Origin of the sequence: Enterobacter sp. JJBC (genome assembly GCF_036936505.1) — a bacterium.
GTDB lineage: Bacteria > Pseudomonadota > Gammaproteobacteria > Enterobacterales > Enterobacteriaceae > Enterobacter > Enterobacter hormaechei_C.
This window is the reverse complement of the sequence record NZ_CP136935.1, coordinates 2820048-2832202: the sequence shown is the minus strand read 5'-3', so window position 1 is coordinate 2832202 and position 12155 is coordinate 2820048. Positions and strand designations below refer to the sequence as shown.

Here is a 12155-nt window from a genome sequence, read left to right as displayed (position 1 = left end):
ATATTTTTATGAATAATAAAAATTTTCATCGGATGTGGTTCCCTTTTTTTGCGTTGATTTTCGCGCTGATCGGTGGTTGTACGTCGTCTTCACACAGCGACCCCTCCCGCTACAATCTTCAGTTTCAGGCTCATCCTCAAATCAATGATTCTGCGCCGCTTAAGGTCAGAGTGTTGCTGCTGAAATCCGATGCGGATTTCATGTCCAGTGACTTCTACTCCTTACAGAACAACGCGTCAGCCACGCTTGGCGCGAATCTGCTGAACAGCGATGTGTTCTTCCTGATGCCGGGCCAGCTTTCGAAAACCCTGAGCGGGCAAAGCTCACCGGAAGCGCGTTATATCGGCGTGATGGCGGAATACCAGGCGCTGGACGGCAAAAAATGGCGCGTCTCACTTCCTTTGCCTGTTCCCGGCGAAAACGCGATTTACCAGTTCTGGAAATGGTCCGCAGATGAACTCCAGGCCAGCGTCTTCCTTGACGTAAATGGTATCCGGGTCATCAGCCAGTAACGCCCTTCATAACAGGAAAGAGATCATCATGACGAAAGCAGAAAAGGTCGTCTGGACCGAGGGCATGTTCCTGCGTCCCCACCATTTTCAGCGGACAGAAAGTTACCTCCTCAACCACGTTCGTGAGTGGGGGGCCTTGCAGCGTTCGTATCTCTGGGGCTTTCTCGACCTTGAGCTGGATGAAGCGATGCTTCGCCAGGGCTGTATTGCCCTCAGCTACTGTAGCGGTTTGCTGCCTGACGGCACCTTTTTCCAGGTGCGCAGCGACCGCAACGGTCCGGCTACGCTAAAAATCCCCGATAATCTCACCAATGAAAAGGTGGTGCTTGCGCTGCCGGTTCGTCGCGGTGGCCGTGAAGAGGTGATTTTCAGCGAGGAGCAGTCTTCTCTGGCGCGTTTTATTACCTTTGAACAAGAGGTGGAAGACGACAACGCGATGTCGGTCGGGGAGGCGACGGTTCAGTTTGGCCGCCTGCGTCTGACCCTGATGCTGGAGAAAGATCTGACGGCAGAATGGACCGCCATCGGCGTGGCGTACGTCGCTGAAAAGCGCAACGACAACCACGTGCGGCTGGATAACAGCTACATCCCGCCAATGCTGAACGCCAATAACAGCCCGCAGCTGTACGGCATGATCAATGACCTGCACGGCTTGCTGGTGCAGCGTAGCCAGCAGATCGGCGGCCGCCTGCGCCAGCCGGGGCGTTTCAATACGTCTGAGATGGTTGAGTTCACGCTTCTCTCGCTGATCAACCGCCACCTTGGCGATGTCTCACATTTAAAAACGCTGCCGCTGCTTCATCCGGAAGCGCTCTGGCGCAGCTGGCTGCCGTTTGCCACGGAGCTCGCCACCTGGACGCCGCAGCGTACCGCAGAGAGCATACTGCCGGTATACGACCATGACGATCTCGCCGTTTGCTTCAGCAAACTGATGCTGATGCTGCGTCAGGGACTGTCGCTGGTGATGGAAGATCATGCCATCCAGCTGCCGCTGCACGAACGCTCCCACGGTCTGAACATCGCCACCGTGCCGGAGACCAGCATGGTCCGCGAATTTGGCTTCGTGCTGGCGGTAAAAGCCAATGTCCCCGGCGAACACCTGCAAACCCATTTTCCTGCCCAGATGAAGGTTGCGCCAGTCTCGAAAATCCGCGATCTGGTTCAGCTTCAGCTGCCGGGCATCATGCTTCGGGCAATGCCCGTCGCGCCGCCGCAGATCCCGTGGCATGCAGGCTACAGCTATTTCGAACTCGAGAGGGGCAGCGAACTGTGGCACGAGATGGACAAGTCCGGGGCATTCGCGCTGCATCTCGCAGGGGAATTCCCGGGTCTCGATATGGAGTTCTGGGCCATCCGTAGCCCGACAGAATAATAAAGCGAGCGCTTAATATGCAGGAACGACAGGATACCGGCAGTGATGCCGTGTTTACCGGAGCCAGTGGGAACAATCAGCTGGTGGCGGCCGCCAATCCGCTGCTCAATGCGATTCCGCAAATCCGTCATTCGGTTTCCCACGACGATCAGGTCGGGCTGCGCCAGCGCCTGATTGACGAAATTCGCCGTTTCGAGGTGCGATGCCAGCAGGCGGGCTTACCGTATGAAGTGATTGTCGGCGCGCGCTACTGCCTCTGCACGGCGCTGGACGAAGCCGCCGCGCTGACTCCCTGGGGAAGCAGCGGCGTCTGGTCAAGCAATGGTCTGCTGGTGACGTTTCATAACGAAACCTGGGGCGGCGAGAAGTTTTTCCAGCTGCTGGCGCGTCTGTCGCAGAATCCGCGCGAACACATTCTGCTGCTGGAGATGATCAACTACTGTCTGCTGCTCGGCTTTGAAGGCCGCTACCGCGTGCTGGACAATGGCCGGACCCAGCTTGAAACCATCAAACAGCGCCTGTGGCAGATGATCCGTGGCGTGCGCGGCAGCTACCCGCCGCCGCTCTCGCCGCACCCGGAAGATCGCCCCGTTCTGCGCAAGCTCTGGCGGCCGATGATCCCACTCTGGGCGTGCGTGGCGCTGGTCGGCTTTATCGCCTGCCTGTTTTATATCGTGCTGAACTGGCGTCTGGGTGATAACACCAGCCCGGTACTGGCGAAAATTTACCAGTCCCAACTGCCGGAAACCACGATCCAGCAGCCTGCGCGTCAGCTGCCGGCAGTGCTGAACCTGCGCGGCTTCCTGAAACCGGAAATTGATGCCGGTCTGGTGGCCGTTAAGGATGAGGCGGATCGCAGCGTGGTGATCCTGAAAGGGGACGGACTCTTTGCCTCGGCCTCAACGGTGGTGCGCGATCGCTATGAGCCGGTCATCGACCGCATCGCCCAGGCGATGAATAACGTCAGCGGCAAAATTCTGGTGGTGGGGTACAGCGACAACGTGCCGATCCGCAGCGCACGCTTCGCCTCCAACTATGAACTCTCGCTTGAGCGCGCCCGTTCGGTACAAAAACAGCTCCAGGGTAGCCTCTCGCAGCCTGAGCGCGTCAAAGCCGAAGGGCGGGGCGAGATCAACCCGGTAGCGCCTAACACCACGCCTGAAAATCGCGCCCGTAACCGCCGCGTGGAGATTACGCTGCTGGTGTCGCCTGACAATACCCAGGCCGAGCTGAACGGATTGCCGCAAGGAAACTAAGGATGCTGACTACTCTACTTTCTATACTGACCAATCGCATTCTGTGGAGCTTCCTGGGCGTAACGGCGCTCGCGGCGGTCATCTGGATGATTGGCCCGCTGTTGTCCATCGTAGATACCCGCCCGCTTGAATCAGAGCAGAACCGCGTCATCAGCATTGCGGTGGTCTACCTGATTTGGGCCCAGAGCCACATTCTGCCGCGGCTGTATAACGCCTGGCTGAACCGTAAGCTGATGGACAAGCTCAACGAAAATACCACCAGCCCGGAGGCGGCCGATCCGCAGAAACGTCTGAACAGCGAGGAGCAGATCCTTGCCGGGCGTTTCGATGAAGCCGCCCAGATGCTGAAAAAAGCCCACTTCAGCAAAGCGGGACATGGCGCACAGTGGACGCAGCGCTTCAGCACGCAATACCTCTATCAGCTGCCGTGGTACGTCATTATTGGCGCGCCGGGTTCCGGTAAAACCACCGCGCTGGCCAACTCCGGGCTGCAATTCCCGCTGGCGGATCGCTTCGGTAAAACCGCGCTGCGCGGCATTGGCGGCACGCGCAACTGTGACTGGTGGTTTACCAACGAGGCGGTTCTGCTGGATACCGCGGGGCGCTACACCACTCAGGAGAGCGAGCAGGTTCAGGACGCCGGGGAGTGGCTGGAATTTATCAACCTGCTGCGTAAATACCGCCGTCGCCAGCCCATCAACGGCGTGATTATTACTATCAGTATTTCCGACCTGCTTTCGCAGTCCGCTGAGGCCTCCCGACAGCAGGCGGTCAACCTGCGCCAGCGTCTCTCCGAGCTGCATGAACAGCTGGGTATTCGCTTCCCGGTTTATGTGATGGTGACCAAAGCGGACCTGCTTAAAGGCTTCCGCGCCTGGTTTGCGGATTACGACAAAGCCCAGCGCGACCAGATCTGGGGCTTTACGCTGCCGTGGGAGCAGACCAAACACGCCGATTACGATCTTATGGGCAACTTCCAGCAGGAATTTTCCCTGCTGCAACAGCGTCTGGATGCGGGCCTTCCGGAAACCATGCTCAAAGAGCATGACGCCAAAACCCGTGCGGAAGCCTATCTCTTCCCGCAGGAGTTCGCCGCGCTGCGTCCGCTGCTGGCAGACTACCTGAGCACGGTCTTTGCCCGCTCAAACTTCGAAACCGAATTTTCGCCGCGCGGCATCTACTTCGCCAGCGGCACCCAGGAAGGGATGCCGTTTGACCGCGTGATGGGCGAGCTGAACCGCGCGCTCTCCTTACCTGAAGGGGAGGAAAGCACGCGCTGGGATTCGGTGAGCAAAGAGGCGCCGATACCGGGCGCGAAGGGTCAAAGCTTCTTCATTAAGAACCTGCTGCAAAACGTGATTTTCCAGGAAGCGGGTATCGCCGGGGAAAACCGCTGGTGGGAGCTTCGCAACCGCGCCGTGATGTGGTCCGGCTACGCGGCGCTGCTGGCTCTGCTGGTGATCCTGGGTGGCCTGTGGCTGACCAGCTACGCTAAAAATAAAGCCTATCTGGAAGAAGTGGACGCAAAAGTGCCGATGCTGGAGCAGCAGAGCAAGGCGCTGCAAAACCAGCCCCAGCGCGATCTGTTTGCGCTTCTGCCGCTGCTTAACAGCCTGGTGGATCTGCCGAAAAGCGATGCCTTCGACGTTAACGACCCGCCGGTTTCCCGCCGCATGGGGCTTTATCGCGGGGATGACGTCAGCGATGCCTCGCAGTCTCTGTATCAGAAGGCGCTGGATCAGATGCTGCTGCCTGCCGTGGCGATGCACATTACCACCTGGCTGCGCAACGACAACGGCAGCGACGTGGAATACAGCTATGAGGCGCTGAAAGCCTATCAGATGCTCTACCAGCCGAAGCACTATGACGGCAAATTCCTGCACTCGTGGGTAATGCTCAACCTGCAACGCAACCTGCCGCAGAACGTGACGCAGGCGCAGCTTCAGGAGCTGGAATGGCACCTGACCCAGCTGCTGGAGCCAAAAATTCAGGCTTCACCGTATGCGCAGGATGAGGATCTGGTGGCCCGTGAAAGGGCGCTCATCAACCAGCAGCCGCTCTCCACCCGCGTATATGGCCGCCTGAAACGTCTGCTGGAGCATGATGAGAACCTGAAGCCGGTTTCGCTTTCAGATCTCGGCGGCCCGCAGAGCGAGCTGGTGTTTTCCCGTAAGAGCGGCAAGCCGGTGAGTGAGGGCGTGCCGGGGCTCTATACGCCGGACGGCTACTGGAAAAGTTTTAACGACCAGATCGACAGCGTGACCACCGCCCTGCACGAAGATGATGCCTGGGTGCTGGGAGCAGCCACCGCCCAGGAAGATAAACAGCAGATCGATAACGCCGTGCGCCAGCTCTACATGCGCGACTTTATCGTCAACTGGGATCGCTTTCTCGCGGACATACAGCTCAACAACAGCGCCGATCTTTCCCAGCGCATCAACACCGCGCGCCTGCTTTCAGGCACCAACTCGCCGCTGCGCCGTCTGGTACTTAACCTGAGCAAGGTGCTGACCCTGTCGCGCACTGCGCCTGCCCCGGAAGATGCGCAGAAAGCGGAAGACCAAAGCAACCGCGCCACCCGTACGCTGGAAGCGCTGTTCAGCAACGGTGACAATGCCCCGACGCAGGGCGCGGTTGTGACGCAGGCGCCTGAGCAACTGGTGACCGACCACTATGCGCCGATGATTGAGCTGGCGCAGCCGCTGGAGAAGGGCGGTAAGACCATCGTCTTTGATGATTTTCTCAAGCAGGTTGACGAGCTTTATCGCTACCTGACAGCCGTTCAGGATGCAGCAAACAGCGGTATGCCCGCGCCGGGCGGCGATGCCATCAGCCGCCTGCAAGCCAGCGCGGGCCGTCTGCCGGGCGGGCTGCAAACCATGTTCAGTAATATGGCCGTGGGCGCCAGCAGCGATACCCAGCGTCGCGATCTGGAGAACGTGCGTAAGCGCATCAACGTGGAAGTGGGCGGGTTCTGCCGTCAGGCGATTGCCGGGCGTTACCCGCTGGTGCGTAGCGCCAGCACCGAAGTGACGCCGGACGATCTCGCCCGCATGTTCGCGCCGGGCACCGGACTGATGGACACCTTTTTCCGCGACAACCTGACCAACAAGGTGGACACCACCCAGGCGAACTGGCGCTTTATGCCGGGCATCGACGGTAAAACGCTGCCGGGCAGTGAAGGGCTGCTGCGTCCGTTCCAGCAGGCGCAGTCTGTCCGCGATGCCTTTTTCGCCAATGGCGCGACCACGCCATCCTTTAAGGTGACGGTGCGCACCGTGCGGATGGACAACACCATTCTGAACCTGACGCTGGACGTGGACGGCCAACTGCTGCGCTACAGCCACGGTCCGCAGGCGGTGCAGATCATGACCTGGCCGGGGCCGGGCGGGACGAACCAGGTGCGTATGCAGCTCGGTCTGGCCAATGGCAGCACCGCAACGCTGGTGACCAACGGTTCCTGGGCGCTCAACCGCTTTTTCGACAAGGCGCGCACCAGCCCTGGCGCGGGTAGCCTGAGCCGTCAGGCCACGTTCAACGTCGACGGACATCAGGTCACGCTGGAGTTTGCCCCGAACAGCATCCGCAACCCGTTCCAGCTTCCCCGTTTCTCATGCCCATAACCGCAAGGACAGCCGTATGACGAATACCCCTGCGATGAACCGTTATAGCTGGTATGGCAAATTACCCAGCGCCGGAGATTTTTTGCAGCGTCGCTTTCCGGATACCCTGCAACGCCAGTGGTCGCACTGGTTCCAGGTCGGCCTGCTGGCCTGGCAACAGGAAGAGCAGCGCAGCGGCGAGCGCCCGTTTTCTAAAGCCCCGGTGTGGAACTTTGTCGTCCCGCCGATGCTCGGTAGCCAGATGATTCAGATGGGCTGCCTGCTGCCGGGCCGTGACAGCGTAGGCCGCCACTATCCGGTATGCCTGCAACTGAGCTTCACCCCCGCCGAGTGGTCATCCCGCCTGCTCGGGCAGGCTGAGAGCTGGTACCAGCAGCTTGGTCGTCTGGGGCTGCACGCGGTGCGTAACAGCTATTCTGCCTCCCAGCTGGATGAAATGCTGATGACCATCCCAGCGCCCCAGCCGGTTGAGCCGCAAAAGCGCTCCGACATTCTCGACGTGATTGGCTATGACGACGAGGGGCAGAGCACGCTGGGCTGGCCGCAGGCGGCGGAGTGTTTTGATCCGCTGCGCCAGACCAGCTACTGGTGGACAAACCGCTGCGACGGCTATCCGCTGTACACCCACGTCCACAGCGGAAACTTCACCGGGCAGCTCTTTACGCTGCTGTTCGATCCGGCAGGCGGCGCCCGTCCGGGCCGCCACGGTCTTTACCCGCCTATGTTTGAATAAGCAGGGATCTTATGAATATCGATGAATTTCTCGCGCCGATAAGCCCCGACAACCCCTGCGGTGAAAACCTGGAGTACGACGCTGATTTCCAGGCCATGGGGCAGGCCAGTCAGGGCAAAGCCGAGCAGCAGTTTGGCGACACCATCATTCCGGCAGAGCCTGCCGACTGGAACACGGTGGAAAAACTCGCCACCAGCCTACTGGGACGCACCAAAGATCTTCGCGTCATGCTGGCGTTAACCCATGCCTGGACACGTCGTCGCGGGCTGGCAGGTTACGCCGACGGGCTACTGCTGGTGCAGGAAGCCCTGTCCCGTTACTGGGAGCAGCTTTACCCGCTGCTGGAAGAGTATGGCGAAACCGATCCGTTCTACCGCATCAACGCCCTCGCCGGGCTGAGTGATAAATCTGACCTGACGGTCGCGGTACGTAACGCCTCACTGCTCCGCTCAAACGGCGATGAGATTTCGCTCCGTGACGCCCAGGCGCTGCTTGACGGCAGTAAAACCGAGTGTCCGGATTATCCGGGCGGGCGTCCACGACTGATCGATGAGCTGGCCCGGGGCGATCAGCCCGGCACCGAAGCGGTAATCGTGATCAACGAACGCCTGCTGGCCATCCGCGAACTGCTTACCGGCTATCTCGGGGAAAGTGGCGTACCGGAGATGGAACAGCTGCTGAAAACCGTCGGGCTGGTCGCCAGCGCGTGTCAGGTGACCGACATCAGTAAGCTGCTGCCGAACCGTGACGCGCAGGCTGAACAGCACGCTGAGCCGCAGCCTGCGGCAGCGCAGCCCGTTCAGCCGGTCACCGACTGGCGCAGCGTGCAGGTGACCAGCCGCGCCGACGCGCAGCTAATGCTGGAAAAAGCGAAACAGTACTTTGCGCAGTACGAACCCAGCCATCCCGCACCGCTGATGATTGAACGGGTGCAGCGGCTGTCTGAACTCAACTTTATGGACATTATTCGCGACCTGGCGCCAGACGGCGTTAACCAACTGGAAAACATCTTTGGACGCCGCGAATGACGCGTCCTGGCATTATGGCGACAGGCATGGAGTCTGCCGTTTCACCTTCACCGCGCATCTTTGATGGAGAACATCATGGCAATGAGTAACAGTGGACAGAAATTCATCGCACGCAACCGTGCTCCCCGCGTGCAGATCGAATACGACGTAGAGATCTACGGTGCAGAACGCAAAATTCAGCTGCCGTTTGTGATGGGCGTTATGGCCGATCTGGTTGGCAAGCCGGTGGAAAACCTGCCAGCCGTCGACGAGCGTAAATTCCTGGAAATCGACATCGACAACTTCGACGAACGCATGAAGGCGCTGAAGCCGCGTGTGGCGTTCCAGGTGGATAACACCCTGACCGGCGAAGGTAAGCTCAACGTCGATCTGACCTTTGACAGCATGGACGACTTCCTGCCGGACGCGGTGGCCCGTAAAGTAGAGCCGCTGAACAAGCTGCTGGAAGCCCGTACCCAGCTCTCCAACCTGCTGACCTACATGGACGGCAAAAACGGCGCGGAAGAGCTGATTGCAAAAATCCTTCAGGATCCGACGCTGCTCAAATCCCTGAGCCAGTTGCCGAAAAATGACGAAAGTGCGAAAGGTAGCGAGGAATAATCGATGAGCAACCAGACTCAACAACACGATCAGCAGGCGGGCCAGGCGTTCAGCCAGGACGAGTTCAGCGCGCTGCTGAATAAAGAGTTCCGCCCGAAAACCGATCAGGCGCGCTCTGCCGTAGAAAGCGCGGTTAAAACCCTGGCGCAGCAGGCGCTGGAAAACACCGTGACCTTCTCAAACGATACCTACCGCACCATTCAGAACCTGATTGCCGGTATTGACGAGCAGCTTTCGCAGCAGGTGAACCAGATCATTCACCACGAGGAGTTCCAGAAGCTGGAGAGCGCCTGGCGCGGCCTGAGCTACCTGGTGAACAATACCGAAACCGACGAGATGCTGAAGATCCGCTTTATGAGCATCTCCAAGCAGGAGCTGGGCCGCACCCTGAAGCGCTACAAGGGCGTGGGCTGGGACCAGAGCCCGATCTTCAAAAAAATCTACGAGCAGGAGTACGGCCAGTTCGGTGGCGAGCCGTTTGGCTGCATCGTAGGCGACTACTACTTCGACCACAGCCCGCAGGACGTTGAGCTGCTGGGCGAGATGGCGCGCATTGGCTCCGCGGCCCACTGTCCGTTCATCACCGGTACCGCACCGGGCGTGATGCAGATGGAGTCCTGGCAGGAACTGGCTAACCCGCGCGATCTGACCAAAATCTTCCAGAACACCGAATACGCCGCCTGGCGTTCACTGCGTGAATCGGAAGATGCCCGCTATCTGGGCCTGGTGATGCCGCGCTTCCTGTCGCGCCTGCCGTACGGCATTCGCACCAACCCGGTCGACAGCTTTGATTTTGAAGAGCAGACCGACGGCGCGAACCACAACAGCTACTCCTGGGCGAACGCGGCCTATGCGATGGCGGCCAACATCAACCGCTCCTTTAAAGAGTACGGCTGGTGCACCTCGATTCGCGGCGTCGAATCCGGCGGGGCGGTGGAAAACCTGCCGTGCCACACCTTCCCGAGCGATGACGGCGGCGTGGACATGAAGTGCCCGACCGAGATCGCCATCAGCGATCGCCGTGAAGCGGAACTGGCGAAAAACGGCTTTATGCCGCTGGTTCACCGCAAAAACTCCGACTTCGCCGCCTTCATCGGCGCGCAGTCCCTGCAAAAACCGGCCGAGTACCACGACCCGGATGCCACCGCTAACGCGCGCCTGGCCTCCCGTCTGCCTTACCTGTTCGCCTGCTGTCGTTTTGCTCACTACCTGAAGTGCATCGTGCGCGACAAAATCGGCTCCTTCCGCGAGCGCGAAGAGATGGAACGCTGGCTGAACGACTGGGTGATGAACTACGTCGACGGTGACCCGGCGAACTCCTCCCAGGAAACCAAGTCCCGTAAACCGCTGGCGGCGGCGGAAGTGCAGGTGCAGGAGATTGAGGACAACCCGGGCTACTACGCCGCGAAGTTCTTCCTGCGTCCACACTACCAGCTGGAAGGTCTGACCGTTTCCCTGCGCCTGGTTTCTAAACTGCCGTCGCTGAAGACGAAAGACGCGTGATAATAATTGCCGGCCCGCAGGGGCCGGCCATTTGTGCGTAAAAGCTTAACTTATTTCTGTCAGTGAATAAGGATATACGGTGAAACATATACTTGTGATCGCGACCAGTTTGCTGGCAGTTTCTACTCTCGCAAGCGCGGACGCCGGAAATTATAAATACCCTCAAGCGGAAGCATTGCCTCAGGATGACACATCAAACTTCCAACGCGATCCGACGCTGTTAACAGGGTACGATTTAAATCTGAGTGCAGAGCGTTTTGCTAAAGCCTGGCTGTCGAAAACGAATGAACGTGAACGCATTAAGGCAAATATGTATCTTCTCGGCGTAGTCGACGCGTCTGAGGGCACTGCATGGTGCAAGGGCAGGCCTTTTTTGCCAAATACAATACATGAGTTTCTCTATTCTCGTTTTGCGAACTTATCGAAACAGCAAGGCGAGGAGCGCGCTTCAAAAATCATCATTGACGGCATGAAAGAATTACGCCCGTGCAAAAAAGGAGAGTGACAAATGAGACCATTATACGAACAACTTAAACGTCAGCATTACTCTTCAAATCACACACGCGCGGGTTTTGCCTCGGGTGAACAGGTTTTTTCAGAAATTGGCTACGATTATTCGACGATTATCAAGCAACAACCGGCATACGAAAATACCTGTGCGGTAAGAATGAGCCTGGCATTGTTAAAATGTAATGTTGAATTTACAGGGCGTTTACCCATAAAGACCGGTCCCTATAAGGGAAAAACAATCGAGCCTGGCGCAAAATTACTTGCCGATCAGCTTTATAAATCCCATGTGTTTGGCAAGGCAGAAATCTTTAAAGACCGCGAGGCTGGTGCACGCTCAATGTTGGGCCGAAAAGGTGTTGTTTTCTTCAATAAAATTGATGGGTATGGCGGTGGTCATATCGACCTTATCGAGCCTCTGAGTAATAATTCGTTTATATGTAACTCCGATTGCTTTCCGTACTGTCAGGAAATCTGGTTTTGGGAATTAAAATAATTATATTCAGGTGTTTAAAGACCGTATTTCTTTTGCTCACTTGCTTATCTTTTTCTGCTCGCGGTGACAACCCTTACGTTGATTTTTATCAGCAGCAAACATACCGGCAGGTGGTTAAAGATTTTGTCCTGGCGCGCTGCCTTGCGCAGGTAGCAGATAAAGGCAGTCAATTTTCTGCTGATGCGGCCCGCAGTGCGAGCGCATTTATTGAATGGATACCGTTTGATGCTGAAAACGGTACTGACAAAGTTAACGCCATTATTGGGAAGTATAAAAACCAAATTAATGGTTTCCACTCGGAGCGCAAACCTGATGTAAAAGGCGTAACCTTAAATTGTCTACGTCTTTATCATAGTGACGAACTGAATAAACTGGTTCCGCAGCTCATCATTGGCGATCCTGATCGTACCTGGATTCAGGATAATCCGCAGTAGTAAAAGACTTCACATTCTTTCCTTTCATTCAGGGGGAATGTAAGACTGTCAAATGACACGGGTCGTTTGATATGAGGCAGAGGTAAAATAT

The 12155-nt window shown here is 57.7% G+C and carries 11 protein-coding genes; all 11 read left to right on the top strand.

Features of this window, described 5'->3' with window-relative positions:
* Nucleotides 1-8 precede the first annotated feature (8 nt).
* The 11 genes from tssJ to RY075_RS13640 all read left to right on the top strand — a co-directional run bounded on the left by tssJ (nt 9) and on the right by RY075_RS13640 (nt 12064).
* Nucleotides 9-512, top strand: a complete 504-nt coding sequence (tssJ, locus tag RY075_RS13690; protein WP_015570327.1) for a type VI secretion system lipoprotein TssJ — start codon at nt 9-11, stop codon at nt 510-512.
* A gap of 28 nt (nt 513-540) precedes the next feature.
* A complete protein-coding gene (gene tssK, locus RY075_RS13685) occupies nt 541-1884 on the top strand; it encodes a type VI secretion system baseplate subunit TssK (protein WP_109948702.1) in 1344 nt (447 codons plus the stop codon).
* 17 nt (nt 1885-1901) lie between these two features.
* Nucleotides 1902-3140 carry a DotU family type VI secretion system protein gene (locus RY075_RS13680; protein ID WP_003859963.1) on the top strand — a complete coding sequence of 413 codons (1239 nt, stop codon included), beginning with the start codon at nt 1902-1904 and terminating at the stop codon, nt 3138-3140.
* Nucleotides 3141-3142: 2 nt separating this feature from the next.
* Nucleotides 3143-6763, top strand: a complete 3621-nt coding sequence (gene tssM, locus RY075_RS13675; RefSeq protein WP_045332129.1) for a type VI secretion system membrane subunit TssM — start codon at nt 3143-3145, stop codon at nt 6761-6763.
* Between the two features lie 16 nt (nt 6764-6779).
* Complete coding sequence (gene tagF / locus RY075_RS13670; RefSeq protein ID WP_006810959.1) at nt 6780-7496, top strand: type VI secretion system-associated protein TagF; 717 nt, start codon at nt 6780-6782, stop codon at nt 7494-7496.
* 11 nt (nt 7497-7507) lie between these two features.
* The gene (gene tssA, locus RY075_RS13665; protein ID WP_003859964.1) at nt 7508-8524 is read left to right on the top strand and encodes a type VI secretion system protein TssA; all 1017 of its coding nucleotides are present in this window, start codon (nt 7508-7510) and stop codon (nt 8522-8524) included.
* Nucleotides 8525-8599: 75 nt separating this feature from the next.
* Nucleotides 8600-9124, top strand: a complete 525-nt coding sequence (tssB, locus tag RY075_RS13660) for a type VI secretion system contractile sheath small subunit (protein ID WP_008502644.1) — start codon at nt 8600-8602, stop codon at nt 9122-9124.
* A gap of 3 nt (nt 9125-9127) precedes the next feature.
* A complete protein-coding gene (gene tssC / locus RY075_RS13655; protein ID WP_006810956.1) occupies nt 9128-10627 on the top strand; it encodes a type VI secretion system contractile sheath large subunit in 1500 nt (499 codons plus the stop codon).
* 79 nt (nt 10628-10706) lie between these two features.
* Nucleotides 10707-11132: a Rap1a/Tai family immunity protein gene (locus tag RY075_RS13650; RefSeq protein WP_022651414.1), complete on the top strand. Its 426-nt coding sequence runs from the start codon at nt 10707-10709 to the stop codon at nt 11130-11132.
* Nucleotides 11133-11135: 3 nt separating this feature from the next.
* Nucleotides 11136-11630: a T6SS effector amidase Tae4 family protein gene (locus tag RY075_RS13645; protein ID WP_022648411.1), complete on the top strand. Its 495-nt coding sequence runs from the start codon at nt 11136-11138 to the stop codon at nt 11628-11630.
* 32 nt (nt 11631-11662) lie between these two features.
* Nucleotides 11663-12064: a T6SS amidase immunity protein Tai4 family protein gene (locus tag RY075_RS13640; RefSeq protein ID WP_044596270.1), complete on the top strand. Its 402-nt coding sequence runs from the start codon at nt 11663-11665 to the stop codon at nt 12062-12064.
* The last annotated feature ends 91 nt before the right edge of the window (nt 12065-12155 follow it).

Bases quoted from the DNA above. Each gene is read 5' to 3' on its own strand.
- tssJ (WP_015570327.1), top strand. From the start codon at position 9: ATGAATAATAAAAATTTTCATCGGATGTGGTTCCCTTTTTTTGCGTTG.
- tssC (WP_006810956.1), top strand. From the start codon at position 9,128: ATGAGCAACCAGACTCAACAACACGATCAGCAGGCGGGCCAGGCGTTC.
- tssK (WP_109948702.1), top strand. From the start codon at position 541: ATGACGAAAGCAGAAAAGGTCGTCTGGACCGAGGGCATGTTCCTGCGT.
- tssB (WP_008502644.1), top strand. From the start codon at position 8,600: ATGGCAATGAGTAACAGTGGACAGAAATTCATCGCACGCAACCGTGCT.
- tssM (WP_045332129.1), top strand. From the start codon at position 3,143: ATGCTGACTACTCTACTTTCTATACTGACCAATCGCATTCTGTGGAGC.
- tssA (WP_003859964.1), top strand. From the start codon at position 7,508: ATGAATATCGATGAATTTCTCGCGCCGATAAGCCCCGACAACCCCTGC.
- tagF (WP_006810959.1), top strand. From the start codon at position 6,780: ATGACGAATACCCCTGCGATGAACCGTTATAGCTGGTATGGCAAATTA.
- RY075_RS13645 (WP_022648411.1), top strand. From the start codon at position 11,136: ATGAGACCATTATACGAACAACTTAAACGTCAGCATTACTCTTCAAAT.
- RY075_RS13680 (WP_003859963.1), top strand. From the start codon at position 1,902: ATGCAGGAACGACAGGATACCGGCAGTGATGCCGTGTTTACCGGAGCC.